The 17,899-nt window shown below is 53.0% G+C and carries 17 protein-coding genes; 16 read left to right on the forward strand and 1 reads right to left on the reverse strand.

Going from position 1 to position 17,899, the window contains the following annotated elements; genetic code table 11:
- The first annotated feature begins 6 nt into the window (after window positions 1-6).
- From CO251_RS07715 to aspS, 15 genes are all read left to right on the forward strand, one after another.
- Complete coding sequence (locus tag CO251_RS07715; protein WP_103375213.1) at window positions 7-477, forward strand: dTDP-4-dehydrorhamnose 3,5-epimerase family protein; 471 nt, start codon at window positions 7-9, stop codon at window positions 475-477.
- A gap of 23 nt (window positions 478-500) precedes the next feature.
- Window positions 501-1,532 (forward strand): dTDP-glucose 4,6-dehydratase, encoded by a 1,032-nt coding sequence (rfbB, locus tag CO251_RS07720; protein WP_369825246.1) that lies wholly within the window; start codon window positions 501-503, stop codon window positions 1,530-1,532.
- Window positions 1,533-1,606: 74 nt separating this feature from the next.
- Entirely contained in the window at window positions 1,607-2,908 is a 1,302-nt protein-coding gene (locus tag CO251_RS07725; protein WP_242968443.1) for a MurT ligase domain-containing protein, read from the forward strand.
- A gap of 2 nt (window positions 2,909-2,910) precedes the next feature.
- On the forward strand, window positions 2,911-4,806 hold the full coding sequence (selB, locus tag CO251_RS07730) for a selenocysteine-specific translation elongation factor (protein ID WP_103375216.1): 1,896 nt from the start codon (window positions 2,911-2,913) through the stop codon (window positions 4,804-4,806).
- A 10-nt stretch (window positions 4,807-4,816) separates the two neighbouring features.
- A complete protein-coding gene (locus CO251_RS07735) occupies window positions 4,817-5,518 on the forward strand; it encodes a PP2C family protein-serine/threonine phosphatase (protein WP_103375217.1) in 702 nt (233 codons plus the stop codon).
- Complete coding sequence (locus CO251_RS07740; RefSeq protein ID WP_207654648.1) at window positions 5,475-5,972, forward strand: hypothetical protein; 498 nt, start codon at window positions 5,475-5,477, stop codon at window positions 5,970-5,972. Before CO251_RS07735 ends, CO251_RS07740 begins: the two co-directional genes overlap by 44 nt.
- A gap of 70 nt (window positions 5,973-6,042) precedes the next feature.
- Complete coding sequence (gene secD, locus CO251_RS07745; protein ID WP_103375218.1) at window positions 6,043-7,254, forward strand: protein translocase subunit SecD; 1,212 nt, start codon at window positions 6,043-6,045, stop codon at window positions 7,252-7,254.
- Between the two features lie 9 nt (window positions 7,255-7,263).
- On the forward strand, window positions 7,264-8,163 hold the full coding sequence (secF, locus tag CO251_RS07750) for a protein translocase subunit SecF (protein WP_242968445.1): 900 nt from the start codon (window positions 7,264-7,266) through the stop codon (window positions 8,161-8,163).
- A 116-nt stretch (window positions 8,164-8,279) separates the two neighbouring features.
- Window positions 8,280-8,699 (forward strand): hypothetical protein, encoded by a 420-nt coding sequence (locus CO251_RS07755; protein WP_103375220.1) that lies wholly within the window; start codon window positions 8,280-8,282, stop codon window positions 8,697-8,699.
- A gap of 56 nt (window positions 8,700-8,755) precedes the next feature.
- Complete coding sequence (locus tag CO251_RS07760; RefSeq protein WP_103375221.1) at window positions 8,756-9,622, forward strand: cation diffusion facilitator family transporter; 867 nt, start codon at window positions 8,756-8,758, stop codon at window positions 9,620-9,622.
- A gap of 13 nt (window positions 9,623-9,635) precedes the next feature.
- Window positions 9,636-11,945, forward strand: a complete 2,310-nt coding sequence (gene recJ / locus CO251_RS07765; protein WP_103375222.1) for a single-stranded-DNA-specific exonuclease RecJ — start codon at window positions 9,636-9,638, stop codon at window positions 11,943-11,945.
- Between the two features lie 26 nt (window positions 11,946-11,971).
- Window positions 11,972-12,490: an adenine phosphoribosyltransferase gene (locus CO251_RS07770; RefSeq protein WP_103375223.1), complete on the forward strand. Its 519-nt coding sequence runs from the start codon at window positions 11,972-11,974 to the stop codon at window positions 12,488-12,490.
- A gap of 20 nt (window positions 12,491-12,510) precedes the next feature.
- Window positions 12,511-14,661, forward strand: coding sequence for a bifunctional (p)ppGpp synthetase/guanosine-3',5'-bis(diphosphate) 3'-pyrophosphohydrolase (locus CO251_RS07775; protein ID WP_103375224.1), 2,151 nt, complete (start codon window positions 12,511-12,513; stop codon window positions 14,659-14,661).
- Window positions 14,661-15,221 (forward strand): D-aminoacyl-tRNA deacylase, encoded by a 561-nt coding sequence (dtd, locus tag CO251_RS07780; protein ID WP_103375225.1) that lies wholly within the window; start codon window positions 14,661-14,663, stop codon window positions 15,219-15,221. The genes CO251_RS07775 and dtd overlap by 1 nt, the downstream gene beginning before the upstream one ends.
- Window positions 15,222-15,369: 148 nt before the next feature.
- Window positions 15,370-17,109 carry an aspartate--tRNA ligase gene (aspS, locus tag CO251_RS07785; protein ID WP_103375226.1) on the forward strand — a complete coding sequence of 580 codons (1,740 nt, stop codon included), beginning with the start codon at window positions 15,370-15,372 and terminating at the stop codon, window positions 17,107-17,109.
- A 37-nt stretch (window positions 17,110-17,146) separates the two neighbouring features.
- Here aspS and CO251_RS07790 read toward each other — a convergent pair whose 3' ends face one another.
- Entirely contained in the window at window positions 17,147-17,479 is a 333-nt protein-coding gene (locus tag CO251_RS07790; RefSeq protein ID WP_103375227.1) for a phage holin family protein, read from the reverse strand.
- A 139-nt stretch (window positions 17,480-17,618) separates the two neighbouring features.
- Between CO251_RS07790 and CO251_RS07795 the strand changes: the two genes are divergently transcribed.
- On the forward strand, window positions 17,619-17,876 hold the full coding sequence (locus tag CO251_RS07795; protein ID WP_103375228.1) for a DUF3243 family protein: 258 nt from the start codon (window positions 17,619-17,621) through the stop codon (window positions 17,874-17,876).
- Window positions 17,877-17,899 lie beyond the last annotated feature (23 nt).

Below are 17,899 nucleotides of genomic sequence, written 5' to 3' on the forward strand. Positions count from 1 at the left end.
TTTCACGTGAGCAATTTTGGGGAAATTGATGGGGTCAAGGTAAAAAAACTCATTCGCCATCCCGATGACCGTGGGTTTTTTCAAGAGATTTTGCGTGATGATGATGATCTTTTACGCAGATTTGGGCAGGCATCCTTGTCGATGAGTTATCCTGGCGTCATTAAAGCCTTTCATTATCATGAACGGCAAGACGATCTGTGGTTTTTTCCCGTGGGCTCAGCCCAAGTGGTGCTTTATGACCAACGGCCTGAGTCGCCAACGTACAAAATTACCCAGGTTCTTTATCCCAGTGAAATGAATCCGATTCTTATTGTCATTCCTGTAGGTGTGGTTCATGGATATCGTGTGTTAGGCAATACGCCGGCGATGATTGTGTACTTTACAACCGAATCCTATAGGCCCCAGGACCCTGATGAAAAACGGTTACCGTGGAATGATCCGACGATTGACTTTGATTGGCGCACGCAGAATCGGTAAGGGAGAGACAAAAAGTGAGGATTATGGTAACGGGCGGCTTGGGGTTTATTGGTTCACAGATGGTGCGTTGGCTGTTGGACAATGAGCCGGATGTCGACATTATCAATGTGGATGCGTTGACCTATGCAGGGAACCCGGCCAACGTTGCGAATTATGCTGACAATTCGCGCTATCAATGGATTCACGCGTCCATTGCAGACCGGGCGCAAATGGAGCCGTGCTTTGCAGACAAACCAATCGATGCAGTCATCAATTTTGCTGCGGAATCGCATGTTGACCGCAGCATTCAGTCAGGGGTTCCGTTTGTCGCGACGAATGTCCTAGGCACACAAATTCTTCTGGAATTAGCCCGCACTTATCATGTGCCCCGGTTTTTACACGTGTCAACCGACGAAGTCTATGGCAGCCTTGGACCTAATGGCCTGTTTCGGGAGACCTCACCGCTTCAGCCGAACAGTCCCTATGCGGCGAGTAAGGCGGCGGCCGACTTAATGGTGTTAGCTGCGGCGCGCACGTATCAACAAGACGTGGTGATTACCCGCTGCTCCAACAACTACGGGCCTTATCAATTTCCAGAAAAGCTCATTCCCCTCTTTGTCACCAATGGTATCGAGGGTCAGCCATGGCCGCTCTACGGCGATGGCCGTAACGTGCGTGATTGGCTGCATGTTGAGGACCATGTGCGGGCAATTTGGGCGGTGTTGAACTCAGGCAAGAGCGGCCAAATTTATAACATTGGAGGACATACAGAAAAGTCCAACTGGGAGATCGCAGAAGACTTGCGTGCTATTCTGGGACTTCCTGCTTCCGTCATCGTGCCAGTGCCTGACCGTTTAGGACATGACCGTCGCTATGCCATGGATGCCCAGAAAATCACGAAAGAATTGGGGTGGGAGCCTCGTATCGCTTGGGAAGACGGTATTGCAAGTACGGTCGCATGGTATCAACAGCATGAGGATTGGTGGCGTCCACTCAAGACGGGCGCATACCGGGAGTATTATCGTCAGCAGTACGGAGAGAGCGGGACCACTCGGGCCCCGTCAGCATCTCGATGAGGTTCGCGCTCGCGGTTTGGCTTGGACGTATTACGGGGTGGGTGAGCCGGTTAACAGGGCGTGGAGGCAGCTCATTGCCGGGACTGGTGGCGCGGCGCATTGATCCGAAAGTGTTTATGCGCCTAAGTGCGCATCTACGGCAAGGCGTCATACTCTTGACAGGCACTAACGGCAAGACGACGACGGCGGCCCTGGCCAGTCATCTCTTGCGTGCGCGCGGCTTGCGGGTCATCCACAACCGGGCTGGCGCTAATTTAATTTTAGGACTCACGGCAACATTGGTTCAGGCGAGTCGATTTCGATTGTTGCCCACAGCAGATTTGGCGCTGCTGGAGACCGACGAAGCGACGATGCCCAAAGCAGCGCAAGAAGCGTGCCCCAGGGTCATTGCCGTGACGAACTTTTTCCGAGATCAGCTCGATCGTTACGGGGAGCTGTCAACCACGGTCAATTTCGTTCGGCGGGGTATAGAATCCTTGGCGGACGATGGGTGGCTGGTACTAAATGCCGACGACCCGCAAGTTGCGTATTTAGGCCAAGAACATCCCCACGTTCTTTATTTTGGCGCAGATCTTATAGGTCAAGGGCAGCACGCCGGAACCTACGATGTGGCCGATGCGCGCTTCTGCCCGCGATGCGGGACCCTTTTGCAGTACCAGCGTTTATACTACGCGCACATCGGAGTTTACGAGTGTCGCTACTGCCAGTTTAAGCGGCCAGTTCCTGACCTTCTCTTGGTGGATTGGGAGCCCGGCATGCCTCTGATGCGTATTGACTTTCGCGGGGAGCAGTTTGCAGTTCCTAATCGGTTGCCAGGCTTATACAATGCCTATAATGTGTTGGCTGCTCTGAGTGTGGCCTTACTTTATGAGGTGACGCCGCACGAAATTCGAGAGGGATTGGAGGCCATGCGCCCCGCGTTTGGGCGCATGGAAGAAGTGCGCATTGGAGATCGTGTGCTGTGGTTGGCGCTTGTTAAAAATCCGGTTGGATTCAACCAAGTCCTGGAGACCATCCGCCAGGATCCGCGCCCGGATAAGCATATTCTCTTGGTTATCAATGACCGTTACGCAGACGGTCAAGACGTATCATGGCTTTGGGATGTTGATTTTGAGTCATGGGTCGCAACGCAAAGGCACAATACCTTTTGGACGAGTGGGATTCGCGCGCAAGATATGGCACTGCGTTTGCAATATGCCGGTGTCAATCCTGAACACATTACGGTGATTGAGAACCCCTCTGAAGCCATGGACGATTTATTGCGGCGGACGACGGCAGAACACGTGACCTATATCACTCCGACCTATACGGCACTATTAGAGGTGCGTCAGTATTTGACCGACAAGGGGTATACCAAGCATTTTCGGGAAGGGTAGGGATGACGTTGGCTGATATTTATCAAAGGCCTCTGATCATCGGTACGGCTGGGCACATCGATCATGGAAAAACAACGCTGACGCAACGGCTGACGGGGGTCAACACGGACCGGTTGCCTGAAGAGCGTGCACGCGGTATCTCAATTGATTTGGGCTTTGCCGACTTTACGTTGCCCAGTGGGCAGCATGCGGCCTTAATCGATGTGCCGGGACACGAACGGTTCATCCGCAATATGGTGGCAGGCGTCCACGGCATGGACGCGGTGATGTTGGTGGTGGCGGCGGACGAAGGGATTATGCCCCAGACGCGTGAACATTTGGATATCCTGACCTTGCTAGGCGTCTCTCGTGGGTTAACGGTGATTACCAAAGCTGATACAGTCGAACCGGAATGGCTGCCGATTGTCGAGGAAACGGTCCAAGAGGCCCTTCGTGGGTCGTTTTTGGAACAGGCACCGATTGTTACGGTGGATTCCGTGTCCGGACGGGGCCTTGCCGACTTGCTGAACGCTTTGGAAACGGTGGCCCGCACGGTGCCGCCGCGTGATGCGACAGGTTTTGTCCGTCTGCCTATCGACCGGGTATTTTCGGTGCGGGGATTTGGCACGGTCATCACGGGAACCTTGGTGAGTGGCACGCTACGGCCGGAAGATGTCTTAGAAGTGGTGCCAGGAGACCATTCAGTCCGCGTGCGCGGACTAGAGGTCCATGGGCATAAGGTAGATTATGCGGTAGCGGGGCAACGGGTGGCTGTGAACCTCAGTGGCATTGACAAGGACCACGTGCACCGGGGCCAAATGTTAGCGGCTGTCGGAACGGTGAAGTCTGTCGATGTGATAGTCGTGGAGGTCTTGCTATTGGCGAGTAGTCCTATTTTAGAGCAGCGTACCCGAGTGCATGTGCATTTAGGGACGGCTGAAGCGATTGGACGAGTCTATTGGTATGATCGCGAATCCCTTGAACCCGGCGACACAGCTTTTGGGGAAATTCGTTTAGAATCTTCTATTCCCGCCATCCGTTACGACCGGTTTCTTATTCGGTCCTATAGTCCTGTCTTTACGGTGGGAGGAGGACGGGTGCTTGAAGCCGGAGTGCATCATAAACGGAAAGAAGCTGGTCTGCTTGGTCATCTAGCGCTTGTTGCCAGTGGGAATACCAAGGCGGTCGTGTTGGAGCAGTTACGCGCGTGTGATGCTCCTTGCAGCATTGAAAAATTGGCTGAGAGGGCGGGATACCGGGTAACAGAGATTGAGACGCTATGTCAAGACGACCCCGAAATCGTTTATGGTCCGGACCGCCAAGTGTTTTGGAAGCCGTATTTGCCCGATCTTATCAGCACGGTTCAACACTTTCTTGGAGAATATCACCAGGATCATCCTCTGAGACGCGGCATTGGCCGGGAACGTCTTCGCGACAGTTTGTGGCCCAAGTGGTCATTGCGTAGTGTCCTCTTTGTGGTCCACTATGCCGAGAATGTCGTTGTGGAGGGCGAATGGGTTCGCCTGGCTGATTTTGTTCCGGTTGTGGAAGGTGCGTGGGCCCAAGAAATTGAGTCGGTCTACCAAGCGATTGACGCGTCAGCGCGCAAGCCTTTGACGGTTGAGCAGCTCATCGGTATGACGAGTATTCACACGGAGCGTTTTTTCGATATCATTGATTATTTGTTGAGTCAAAAACGCTTAGTGCGACTGGAAGAAGGCATCTATATCTCCACGCCGGTGTATATCGCAAGCCGGGATATTGTCATCAAGGCCTTACAAGAACGCGGGGCTCTTACGACGAGCGAATTGCGCGATGTATTGGAAGCGAATCGCCGATTTGCGGTACTCTTTTTAGAATTGCTAGATGCGTTGCATATCACCAGGCGGCAAGGGGAAAGCCGGACATTAGTGAGTTAGGATGACAGATATGCGAATTGATGTAGCATGGTCTAAGGTCCCCAAAGGAGGCTTTGGGGAGAGCGGAGACACGATTGAACTGGTTGAGCGGCCTTTAGGCGGCGTCTCCGTTATCTTAGCGGACGGACAAGGATCAGGCGTGGCGGCGAAACGGATCAGTCGGTTGGTCGCGATGAAGGCCGTGAGCTTGATTGCCGACGGCTCCCGGGATGGCGCTGTCGCAAGGGCTGTGCAGGATATGTTATATACAGCCCGTGAAGGGCGTGTAACGGCCACCCTGGCCGTCTTGTCTTGCGATCTCCATACGAAAACCATGGTAATTGCCCGCAACACCCCTGTGCCAGTGTTAGTACGGCAGGACAATGTGGTGTTCCGGCTTGAAGGAGGCGCTGAGGTCATTGGAACCTATCGCCGCACACGGCCTGCGATTACGGAGCTACCTCTCGTAGAGGGGACGATTTTGCTAACATTCTCGGACGGCGTGACAAATGCCGGTAAACGGTACGGTAAGTCCCTTCCTTGGGACCAAATCCAAGAGGAGATGACGGCTTTAGATATTCATGATCTCCAATCGTGGGTGAATGGTTTGATGATGCAAACGCTCCTCTTAGACAAGGACCGGCCTGGCGATGATGTGAGCATTGTGGCGTTAGCGGTCAGAGGCGGTGATGACAGCGCCATACGGACACTCTCCGCGAGCATTCCCTACTAATGGCATTATTTTAGTGGGAGTCTGTGCAGCCGGAAAATCTACGATATCCGGTGTGCTGGATCGCTATGGCATCATTGCGCAGTCGGTCGCTCAAGAGCATTCGTCAGTTCCCACCTTGTATCGCCGCAAAGGAGACCATCCGGTGGTGGTCCTGGATGCGGCAGTGGAGACAGTGCGGCGAAGACGGCGTATGGCATGGACTCGCCAGCATTATTGGAGACAATGGTATCGCTTGATTTCGGCGCGCCAGGCGGCCCGCCTCATTGTCCGCACGGATCCCTTAACGCCCGAAGAAGTTGCGGCAGTGATTGTGCAGTGGTTTGATCGCTGGACGGGCCTTGACGTGTTTTGGAGCCAGAATGATTCGTCTTATACGGTCCGAGAGCAAAAGCAGATCAGACTGGATGTTTGTTATGGCCGGGGCGTGCCAGCCTTAAAGGCTCCCAAACCTTAGAACCCCGTGAATTGACACTGCTTGAACCCCCGGACTATAATGAAACGATTTTAACCCGGGGGGCTTTGCAATGCGTCGAAAGAGCAAGATTAAGTTTTTTGCCCTGGTTGCGGTGCTTATCGCAGCCCTTTTTTACTTTTTACAGGTGAATCCTGTGGCGAGCCATCTCCGCTATGGATTAGATCTTAAAGGTGGCGTCACCGCAACATATCAAGCGGAACCATCACCAGGTCAGCCGGTGAACAGCCAAACCATGGCACGCGCGATGGAGATCATGAACTTTCGCGTAAACTCTTTAGGAGTTTCTGAGCCGGTTATCGAACAAGTGGGGTCTAACCGGATTACGATTGATTTGCCGGGAGTCAAAGATCCCGAACAAGCACTCCAATTTTTAGGTCAGACCGCCGTGTTGGAAATAAAGAATCCTGCGGGTAAAGTGGTCGTGACCGGGGCTGACTTGTCGTCTGCAACGGCCGGTGAAGCCAACGGCCAATACGTCGTCAATTTGACTTTTAACCACAAAGGCACAGCTTTGTTCGCGGCGGCTACTAAGAAATATTTAGGGAAGGAACTCCCCATTTATTTAAATGGCAAGTTAGTGGAAGCGCCAGTGGTGCAAAGTGTGATTCCTAATGGACAAGCCCAAATGAGCGGAAACTTTCCCACTTTAAAGAAAGCCCAACAAGTGGCGTTGCTCTTGCAATCAGGCGCGTTACCGGTGAATTTAAAAGTTCTGGATGTGCGTACGGTCAGTGCGACGCTAGGCCATGCATCGGTTGAAGCAAGCAAAATGGCGGCCATCATAGCGATTCTCTTAATCGGGGTGGTCATGATTTTTTGGTACCGGTTGGCAGGTTTTGTCGCGGATATGGCGTTATTAATCTATTTGCTGCTGGTGGTGGGGGCATTGTGGAGCATACACGCCGTCATCACGGTGCCGGGGATTGCGGGGCTCATCTTGTCAGTGGGAATGGCGGTCGACGCGAATGTGATTATATTCTCCCGCATTCGAGAAGAAATAATCAACGGGAAGAAACCCGGAGCGGCGGTTGCAGCAGGGTTTCGTCATGCCATTCGGGCTATTTTGGACTCTCATGTGACAACCTTTGTTTCCTCGCTCATCCTCTTCTTCTTGGGGACCGGGGAAGTGAAAGGGTTTGCATTGACGCTCATGATAGGCACAGCGGTTTCCCTTCTCACGGCGGTTTCGGTAACAGGCGTCGTTATCCGCTGGGTAGCCGATGCGGGGTGGGCTAAAGTGCGCACCATATTTGTGGGCTAGGGGGCTGGCATGATGCGGTACCATTTCGAATTTGTCCGACATTGGAAAACATGGTTTGTCCTCTCGGGATTGCTGGTGATTTTGGCGTTGGGAGCCTTTTTTATTCGGGGTTTGAACTACGGGATTGATTTCACGGGCGGTACGCAGATGAATCTTCAATTCCTACGCCCGGTGACTGTAACCCAGATTGACCACGTGTTGGATGCTGACCATTTAAACGGCAGTACCGTCGTGTTTCTCGGCAAAGGACATGACAATGTGTTAATTACCACCCCGACCATTTCGGAGCATGAGCGCGATGCCCTGCTGTCGCAGTTATCAAGGCGGGTGGGGGCATTTAAAGAGATCTCAACCAGTCGTGTCTCATCGATTATTGGCAAACAAACGGAACAGCGGGCCCTAATCGCCGTGGTTTTAGCTGTCATTGCGATTATTCTCTATATCACGATTCGGTTTGAATGGCGGTTTGCATTGTCGGGGATTTTAGCCATGTTGCACGATGTCATTATTACCGTCGGGCTCATTGCGTTGATTCATATTCAGATTACCGAGTACTTTATTATGGCCGTGTTGACGATTTTTGGATATTCGATTACCGACAAGATTATTGTTTTTGACCGTATTCGGGAGAATTTGGCCGTTCGCAAAAAGAATGACCCGCTGGATGATTTGGTGAATAAAAGTCTGAATCAGGTTCTAGTCCGCTCCATTAACACATCAACCACCGTGATTATCGCATTGCTGGCGTTGTTGATTTTTGCGGGGAGTAGCATTCGAGACTTTGCCTTGACGATGTTGTTTGGCGTGATTTTTGGAACGTATTCATCGATTTTCATCGCCAGTCCTATCTGGTTGTTGTGGACGAAACGGGAAAAAGGCAAAGGCAAATCGCGGCCGGCGTCCGCTTAACGAAGGTGTGTATTCAGTGAGAACCCAGTCGTGTGCTGGGTTTTCTCATTTTTGCGCGATATGACAGAATTTGGGGCATGATAAGGAGATATCAGGAATGTAAAGGGGGCAATCCCGTGGGATGGCTTCTAGTGCCGGTATTGGGCGTCTGGCTATGGGATGGCCCATGGCTATTGATTTTGGTATTGGCGGAGACCGTATGGCGGGTGGGGTTTCCGTATTGGGGGGGCTCTTTGCTGGCTCTTCAATGGGGAGTAGCAGCAGCCTTAGAATGGGGATTCCACCGTCTTTTGCCTAAACGTCCCGTCGCCCGGAGTAGGCACCGGCTCCTACGAGAGTCATGGGTGTTATTATGGTTGTCCTTATTGCTCACACCCGTGCCAGGGTTGGTGGCGTGGCAAGGCACGGTAGGATTTGATGCGGCCGTCAGGCTCCAACGGTTTGGTCAGGATATGCGTAAGATTGTGATGGTGCGTGGCGCCAAGTTCGTAGTGGCCTTATTGTGGTTCGTTATGCTGACGCGCCTAAGACCATAACAGTCCATGGTACAATAATAGAGCGGGAGGAGTAATCGGAAAACGGGTGAGACGGCGTGATTGATGTCGACGGAGAGCTACAGACCAGTACCCGAAGTGCAGCGTGGGGAGCCCTCGGAAACTTTATTCTCATGGCATTGAAAATTACCGTGGGGATTATCGGAAATTCTCGCGCCCTAATTGCGGATGGTATTCATTCTGGTGCTGATCTTGGATCGTCCATAGCGGTCATCATCGGGTTGCGTGTTGCGCGCATACCGCCCGACGAAGGACATAATTACGGGCATGCCAAAGCTGAAGCCATTGCGCAGAAAGTCGTAGCGCTCCTGTTGATTTTAGCAGGATTTGAAGTGGCCAATGGATCAATTGCCGCGTTAAGCCACGCGAGTCAACATCCCACCCTGTTGACCTTGATTGTGGCTGCAGGCGTTATGATAATCAAGTGGGTCATGTACGTGCGCCAAAAAACCATTGCGACGCGTACCGGCAGTCACTCCTTGATGGCGTCCGCCTTGGATAACCGGATGGACGTCATTTCTTCTGCAATCACCACGGGTGCGATTTTAGCGGCCAAGTGGGGAGTTCCGCACGGTGATGCCTATGGTGCGCTGGCGGTGGCGGCATTAATCGTCTGGCTCGGCATCGAAATCTTTTCGCAAGCTGCAAACGATTTGATGGACCGCGCGGCCGATCCACAAATTGTTGATGCCATCCGTGCCCACTGTACGATGGTCGATGGCGTCGAAAAGATTGCGGAGATTCGAACGCGCGTATCGGGTACTCAAGTTCTAGTGGATTTAAAAATTGTGGTGAATCGACACTTAACGGTATGGGAAGCGCACGAAATTTCACACCGGGTTAAACGTGCGGTCATGAGTTTGCCGCGGATTCAAGACGTGATGGTGCATGTAAATCCCGATTAACGTGAGGATTGGAATGGTTGGCACGAAACGGTATCGTAACGCAAATTATGTACTCAAGGCATTAGCGGCTCATGAAATGCACGCTTATCAAGCCTTTCAACAACAAAGCGGGTTAGAACCCGTGGTCTCTCGAATTTTGTGGGGCCGAGGCATTCGCTCGGTTCAGGCGGTCCTAGACCTTCAACGCAATGACCAGACGTTGAGCCGTCCCTACGAATTACCCGACATGGGGGAATTGGTGGCGCTACTTCGGACGGCTCGCCGACGCCAGCAACACGTCCGCGTGTATGGCGATTACGATGCTGACGGCGTAACCGCGACGGCTGTCATGGTTCGGGGTCTGCAGTGGGCAGGGTTTGAGCATGTAGACTATTACATTCCCAACCGGTTTGATGAGGGTTACGGACTGCATGCTGACGCAGTGGATTTAGCGGTGCAAGCAGGTGTGGACGTGATGGTGACCGTCGATTGCGGGTCAAGTTCGCCTGATGCGGCACAGTTGGCACGCCAAAAAGGGTTAACCCTTGCTATTACCGACCACCACGCCTTGCCGCTACAACTTCCCGATGTGCCGGCTTTAGTCAATCCTGAGCGCATGGCCCAGCCCAATCGCTTGTCAGGAGCGGGGGTAGCGCTTCAAGTAGTCAGGGCGATGTTAGACGATGAGGTCCCGGACTGGTTCTACGCGGTGGCTGCCATTGGCACCGTTGCCGACGTGGTGCCCTTGAGGGGGGACAATCGCCTGATTGTCAGGAAAGGATTGCAGGCCTTGCAGAAAGGAGTCTGTGTAGGGGTTGACGTCTTGTTAGGCGACCGTATTAAAGACCACCAGCAAATCGTAGCCGACGACCTCGCGTTTTTTGTGGGCCCCCACCTCAACGCCTCGGGCCGGATGGGCGACGCGCGTCCGGCCGTGGCACTGCTTCTTGCCGAAAGTCGGGAAGAGGCCAGTCATTGGGCTCAAGACCTTAAGGCGCGGAACCAGCTGCGGCGCGAAATAGAAAAGGACCTGGTGAACCAAGCCCTAAATCAAGTGCCACTCGATGGCTCGGGACAGGTGCCGGGATTTGTCGTAGTGGCTGGCGACCACTGGCATCATGGGGTTATCGGCATTGTGGCTTCAAGACTCAAGGATCGTTTGAAGCGGCCGGTGGCGGTAATTGGGTGGGATGGGGAGACCGGCAAAGGATCGGCGCGTTCGGTCGAGGGGTTGGATCTCTTCCAGCATTTGTGGAAAAATCGAGATGTCTTTTTAAAACTGGGAGGACATCGCGGTGCCTGTGGGTTTAGCTTATCCAAGCAAGATCCCTATCGGTTATCGCAAATATTTTCCGAAGCGCTGCCGGAAGACGTTGTGCGCCAGCAGTTTGTAGGAACCGCGGTGGACGCCGTCGTGGACGCGTCAGAGCTGACACCTAGGGCCGTGGAGCAATTGTTAGCTCTCGAACCGTACGGTCATCATTTTGAACGGCCGCGACTCGCGGTGCACGGCGTTGTTGATGGGTGGCGTACGATGGGAAGCGATGCTGCGCATTTATCTTTAATGCTTGTGAACCATCCCTACCGTGTCGTTGCATTTGGACAAGCGCAAATGGCACAGACCCTAGTGGAAGACGGTCCTGTGGAATTTATCGGCAGCCTCATGCTTAACCAATTTCAGGGTAAGAAAACGGCACAGTGGCAGGTTGAGGAATTTGTTGGGGTGGCAGCAGGCCGTAAGTCATGGCGCCAGGCCGTGCGATTTGAAGCCGTGACAAAGCCGCTTTCCGGGCGCGTGCTTTATATAGTAAATAGCACGCGCGAACAAAAGGCATGGGCTAGTCAGTTAGGGGCTCAAGCGTGGTATCATTATTGGCCGGATGGCGCATGGGTGGGGCATGAAACCGCGGTTCAAAACCAAGAGATGGTCGCCATTGTTGTGAATCAATGGGACCGGTGGCCTCGCTTGTTCCATTGGGCCGACCACATTGTCTGGCTCACTGCGCCCGTTCACCATATGGCTTTGCGTACGGCGTCGGCGCTCCTTAAGGAACCGGCGGGCGTGATGTGGATAAGCCCGGATATGGCTCCAGAGCCGGTCATCGGCAAGGCGCGAAGACTCTATCCGACACGTGAAAAATTGGCTCGATTATGGAAAGCTTGGGAGCGAGGTCAGGCACCTTTGCTGATCGGAGGACGCGTGTTTCATGAGTTGGGATTTCAGCGCGGGTGCAAGCCCGCCGAGCGCCGGGCCTTAAGCTTCAGCCCAGCATACCAACGAGCGCAACAGCATTGGCGGGCTATAGAACAGGACTGGAAGAAGCCCCTGAAAGATTGGGAGTAGAAGCTTAAAGGGTGAGGAGGGTCAACATGGCATGGACACAGTGGGTAAGAGAAATCCCGGATTTTCCTTTGCCGGGCGTGTTGTTTCGGGATGTACTGCCGGTTATGGCCAATCCTGAGGCATGGCATGAAGTCTTGGAGGCATTGGAGGCGCAATTGAGACCGCTTCAGCCGGATGCTATTTTCGCGCCGGAAGCACGGGGATTTTTAATTGCGGCGCCGTTGGCAGACCGCTTGCATGCGGGGTTAGTCCCTGTGCGCAAGGCGGGAAAGTTGCCAGCCCCTGTTCTCCAAGAAGCATATTCGCTAGAATATGGTGAAAACCAGCTTGAGGTAGAAGACGACCGAACTTTGGCGGGTAAACGTGTCATTATTGTCGACGACGTATTGGCCACAGGAGGCACGGTGGCAGCCACAGCGCGGCTGGCGAGCCGACTCGAGGCCCATGTGGTGGCATTTGCCTTTTTAATAGAGCTAAAGGGCCTAAAGGGTCGCCAAAAGTTGGATGCCGGGGTACCGGTGCTGAGCTTGCTGGTTCAGCCGTGAAAGAATGGGGGGGAGCTGTCATGGAGCAAGTTAGCATGGCAGAAAAACTTGGATTTTCGGCCGACTCTCCGGAAGCGGAACAAATCGCGGAGGCTATCGATTTTGCCCGCCACGCCCATGAAGGGCAAAGCCGCGCATCTGGAGCCCCCTACGTGGAACATCCGCTGGCGGTTGCGTCTATTCTCGCCGACTTGCGAATGGATGTGCCGACGATTATCGCGGCCTTATTGCATGATGTGGTGGAAGACACCAGCTACACGCTCAAAGACATCGAAGACCGTTTTGGGTCTGAGGTCGCTCAATTAGTAGACGGCGTCACCAAGTTAGACCGCCTGGAGGTGCGTACGCGGGAAGAAGAACAAGCAGAGAACCTTCGTAAAATGCTTTTGGCGATGGCCAAAGATATTCGGGTGATTCTCATCAAGCTAGCTGACCGTCTTCATAACATGCGTACCCTCAAACACTTGACGGCGGACCGCGTTCAACGTATTGCGCGCGAAACGATGGAAATCTATGCTCCCTTAGCGCACCGTTTAGGGATCTTTCGGATTAAATGGGAACTCGAAGACTTGGCCTTTCAACATTTGCAGCCGCAAGAATTTCAAATGATGAAAGAATTGGTGGCCAAGAAGCGTCTGGAGCGAGAAGCGGCGGTTGAAGCGGTGACGGCCGAGTTGACGCGGCGACTTGAATCGATGGGAATGGTGGCGGAATTATCCGGGCGGGCCAAACACCTCTACAGCATATACCAAAAAATGTATAAGCAAGGCAAGGATTTTTCTCAAATCTATGACTTGGTCGCTGTGCGGGTGATGGTCGAAACGGTAAAAGATTGTTATGCCGTACTAGGTTTGGTCCACTCCTTATGGAAGCCCGTACCGGGTCGATTTAAGGACTATATTGCCATGCCCAAGTCCAATCTCTACCAAAGCTTGCATACGACGGTCATGGGGCCAGAAGGGGAGCCCTTAGAGGTGCAAATTCGCACCTTTGAGATGCACCATACTGCCGAGTATGGAATTGCTGCCCACTGGCGCTATAAAGATGGGGGCAAAGAGGACCGCGAGTTTGAACAAAAACTGTCGTGGTTGCGTCAGCTCTTGGAGTGGCAACGGGATATGCGTGACGCCCGCGAGTTTATGGACACGCTAAAAGTCGATCTTTTTAGTGAAGAAGTGTTCGTCTTTACCCCCAAAGGGGATGTGCTCGATTTGCCCGCGGGTTCCACACCCATCGATTTTGCCTATCGCATCCATACCGATGTGGGCAATCACTGTGTGGGGGCGAAAGTCAATGGCCGTATTGTTCCCCTGACGACCGCACTGGAAAACGGGGACATAGTCGAGGTTTTGGTCAATCGCAAGTCGCCGGGTCCGAGTGTGGACTGGTTGAACATTGTGCAGACGTCTCAAGCCAAGAACCGCATACGGCAATGGATTCGTCGGGAAAGACGCCAAGAACACTTAAGCCGGGGCCAAGAACTGTTGGAGCGGGAACTTCGCCGGGCGGGGTTAGCTTTACAACATGACCGTCTGCAGGAATTGGTTAAAAAGGTTGGCTATGGTACAGTAGACGAGCTAGCGATAGGGATTAGCGACGGGATGATCAATCCGGTGCAAGCCGTTTCCCGCTTGAAAGACGAGCTGGGTCGTAGTTTAGAGCCCGTCGTGGCGCCGGTTGCACCGGTGAAACGCGAAGTGACTGTCCCAGTGCGCGGTGAGCAAATCTTGGTCCGCGGCCAAAATCGGTTGCTTACGCGTCTTGCGCGGTGTTGCCAACCGGTGCCTGGCGATCCCATAATTGGATATTTGACCAGGGGGCGCGGTGTTTCTGTCCATCGACTCGATTGCCCAAATCATAAGGAGCTGAGTCGAGATCCGGAGAGGCTGATTGAAGTGAGTTGGGATACGACGGAGGCAGAATTGGCTCCGCATCCTGTTGAATTAGCTGTATTTGCCTGGGACCGGGCTGGATTGCTGGCTGATGTGGCCAATGTGGTGGCCGACGCGAACATTATCTCAGCGAAGGCCCGAGGATTTAAAGACCGGACTGCGGTCGTGAATGTGAGGTTGGAAGTGAAAAATCTAACACAGCTGACACGGATTATCCAGCGTCTTGAGGCGCTCCCCTATGTTGAGCGGGTTGAGCGTGTCAGCCACGAGAAACTCTAATGCGAGCCCTATTACAGCGCGTGAGACGCGCGTCCGTCGCGGTAGACGGCCAAAGCATCGCATCGATCGATACGGGGTTGCTTCTCTTTTTAGGGATTCATCCGCATGATAACCGGGATATCGCCCGGTGGCTATCCGATAAGGTTCTGAATTTGCGGATCTTTGACGAACGAGGCAAAATGAATCGCAGCGTCTTGGACGTTCAGGGCGGGATCTTGGTGGTCTCACAGTTTACGTTATATGCCGAAACAGTCGATGGACGTCGGCCTAATTTTTCTCTGGCCGCTTCACGTGACGTTGCCGAGCCGCTTTATGAGTACTTTGTTGAGTTATGTCGCGCCAAGTCAAACCACGTGGAGACTGGACGTTTTGGAGCACCCATGGAAGTTTCCTTGATTAATTGGGGGCCTGTTACGCTCTGGGTGGATAGTGCGGAACGCAAGAAAAACCGTGTAGCCCACGAAGAGCGACCGTCTGCCCATGGCACCCCTAAGACGTCACATGGACTTAGACCGTCGGGGACGCGTCTTAGTGGGCAAGCGGACAAAGGTAAGGCCTAAAAATTAGCACCCCTTAATGAAGAGCCTTAGGAACCGCGACTGTGGTTTAGTTAGTGTCACACGGTTGATTAAAAATGGAGAGGCCACGACGTTGGCCTAATCATAAACCTCTAGAAAACCGCAAACATAGACTGGGGAGGACCTTTTGATGGAAGGACGCACACATTACGCGGCCGCTGTAACCGAGGAACTTATTGGGCAAACAGTGACCGTAGCGGGATGGGTTCATCGGCGGCGGGATCATGGCGGTCTGATATTCATTGATTTGAGGGACCGGACGGGTCTTGTTCAAATTGTTGCGGAACCTGTCCACGCTGAAAATTTTGCGGAGCTCGACCGAGTGCGTGCAGAATTTGTCGTGGCGATTACCGGAATGGTGCGTGCTCGACCTATAGGCATGGAAAATCCCGAATTGGCATCTGGTCGTATTGAAATCGAACCGCTGCGCGTGACGATTTTATCGGAGGCGAAAACGCCGCCGTTTATGCCGGCCGAAGCCGAGAATGTGGATGAGATGTTGCGTTTAAAATATCGTTATATTGATTTGCGGCGGCCTTCCCTGCTTGGGAATTTTATGCTGAGAGATAAAGTGTTGATGGCTGTGAGAAGCTTTTTTCATGCCCACGGGTTTCTCGATGTCGAGACGCCCTCTTTAGCGCGGTCGACTCCAGAAGGGGCCCGCGACTTCTTGGTGCCCAGTCGTCTGGCTCCGGGGGAATTCTACGCGTTGCCCCAAAGTCCGCAGATTTTCAAACAATTGCTGATGGTGGCAGGGTTTGATCGCTATTACCAAATTGCCAAGGTCTTTCGCGATGAAGATTTGCGGGCCGACCGGCAACCGGAGTTCACGCAAATTGACGTAGAAATGTCGTTTATGTCGCAAAGTGAAATTCTCGACATGATGGAGGCCATGCTTCGCCAAGTCTTTTACGAGAGCTTAGGGGTCGAGGTTGCACCGTTTGAACGGATGACGTGGCAACAAGCCATGGAGGGATATGGCTCGGATAAGCCGGACTTGCGGGCCGGCGAGCCATTAATGGATTTGACATCAGCGGTCCGTGCTCATATTGCTTGGCCTGTTCTGCAAGCGGCACCGTTTGCGGGCGGGGCAGTCATGCGCCATTATCAACCCACGCGAAAGCAACTCGATGGGTGGGTTGAATTCGCAAAGGGTCAGGGCGCTAGCGGTCTGATCTGGATTGTGAAAAGTGGGGAGGGACTGCGTACTTCGGCCGGAAAATGGCTTGACGAACAGGCATTGCAGCATTTAGCAGCGGCTGCGCGGTTGGGGACCGATGACACCTTGATGATTGTGGCCGGAGAAAAATTCCCCAGTTTAGCGGTCTTAGGACAGATGCGGCTTGAGTTTGCTCGTCAAGAAAAGCGGATAGAGGATGGCTGGCGATTCTTATGGGTCACCGAATTCCCCTTATTTGAATGGAGTGAGGAAGAGCAGCGTTTGGTTTCTGCACATCACCCTTTTACCATGCCACATCCTGAAGACATCGACTTAATTGCTACCGACCCATTACGCGTACGTTCGCAAGCCTATGATGTGGTGCTCAATGGTACGGAATTGGCGTCTGGCAGCCTGCGTATTTATCAGCCAGAACTGCAAGCAAAGATTTTTGCGGCGTTGGGACTAGACCCTGAGGAAACAGAAGAGAAATTTGGATTCTTAATTCATGCCTTTCAATATGGGGCTCCACCCCATGGTGGTATCGCGTTTGGCTTAGACCGCCTTGTCATGTTAATGGCGGGCGCAAGGAGTTTACGAGAGGTTATTGCCTTTCCCAAGACCGCCAAAGGCGTGGACCCGTTGATGAATGCCCCAAGTCCTGTCAGTACCAGCCAACTCGATGAAGTGGGCATTCAAATTAAAAAGTGAGGGGACGTAAAAAGAAGAGAGGCGTCCCCTCTCTTCTTTAACGGACCGCCGTGGGAATAAATAGGTCAACAAGGCCGATGATAAATGCGGCGATGAAGGCCGCCAAAATAGATACATGCATGCCAGGCACTACAAATTGAGCAAAGTAAATCACAATAGCCGAGACGATAAAGCCCACAAGTCCTCGCCCATAAGGCGACGCAGACTTTCCAAACATGACTTCGATCAAATACCCGGCTAGAGCAATCACTAAAGCTGCAAGCATCGCCGACCAAAACCCTAAATGGGAGAATCCCGGAACGACGTAGCCCATGAACATTAGCACTAATGTCGCCACAATAAAACGAACAATGGTTCCTACCCAGCTCACGATGTTGCCCTCCTTTCTTCAACATTGTTAGTGTGGCGAAGACCCTCAGAATTATTCCCCTCATAGTTTTTCGGACTAGCGTACACAATAAACGCGGAGCACTTGCTTACGCTCCAAATTGACCCAGGGAGGGATTCCTTTGGCAAAGGGTGTGCCGCAGTCATTTCATGAGTTAAAGTCCCGTGTGGCCGAGAAACTCCAAAATGGCGCCAACCAGGAACACGTCCAAAATGAGGTCGTTGACATGGGAGATGCCATGTTGCAAGCCGGGGTTGAGCCGAAGAATGCGCAGGACCGGGTAGCAAAGCGGATGTGGCAGGCAAGCGGACCTAAACAGAAAGAGATGCTTGCAAATATGGTGACCCGTATGGCGAAGGATGACGACGAACTCTCTTAACACGATCAACAACTCAGGCCCGC

The sequence above is a fragment of the Sulfobacillus sp. hq2 genome (genome assembly GCF_002903155.1).
Taxonomy (GTDB): Bacteria; Bacillota; Sulfobacillia; order Sulfobacillales; family Sulfobacillaceae; genus Sulfobacillus; species Sulfobacillus thermotolerans.

Bases quoted from the DNA above. Each gene is read 5' to 3' on its own strand.
- rfbB (WP_369825246.1), top strand. From the start codon at position 501: ATGGTAACGGGCGGCTTGGGGTTTATTGGTTCACAGATGGTGCGTTGG.
- selB (WP_103375216.1), top strand. From the start codon at position 2,911: ATGACGTTGGCTGATATTTATCAAAGGCCTCTGATCATCGGTACGGCT.
- CO251_RS07735 (WP_103375217.1), top strand. From the start codon at position 4,817: ATGCGAATTGATGTAGCATGGTCTAAGGTCCCCAAAGGAGGCTTTGGG.
- CO251_RS07740 (WP_207654648.1), top strand. From the start codon at position 5,475: ATGACAGCGCCATACGGACACTCTCCGCGAGCATTCCCTACTAATGGC.
- secD (WP_103375218.1), top strand. From the start codon at position 6,043: ATGCGTCGAAAGAGCAAGATTAAGTTTTTTGCCCTGGTTGCGGTGCTT.
- secF (WP_242968445.1), top strand. From the start codon at position 7,264: ATGATGCGGTACCATTTCGAATTTGTCCGACATTGGAAAACATGGTTT.
- recJ (WP_103375222.1), top strand. From the start codon at position 9,636: ATGGTTGGCACGAAACGGTATCGTAACGCAAATTATGTACTCAAGGCA.
- CO251_RS07770 (WP_103375223.1), top strand. From the start codon at position 11,972: ATGGCATGGACACAGTGGGTAAGAGAAATCCCGGATTTTCCTTTGCCG.
- CO251_RS07775 (WP_103375224.1), top strand. From the start codon at position 12,511: ATGGAGCAAGTTAGCATGGCAGAAAAACTTGGATTTTCGGCCGACTCT.
- dtd (WP_103375225.1), top strand. From the start codon at position 14,661: ATGCGAGCCCTATTACAGCGCGTGAGACGCGCGTCCGTCGCGGTAGAC.
- aspS (WP_103375226.1), top strand. From the start codon at position 15,370: ATGGAAGGACGCACACATTACGCGGCCGCTGTAACCGAGGAACTTATT.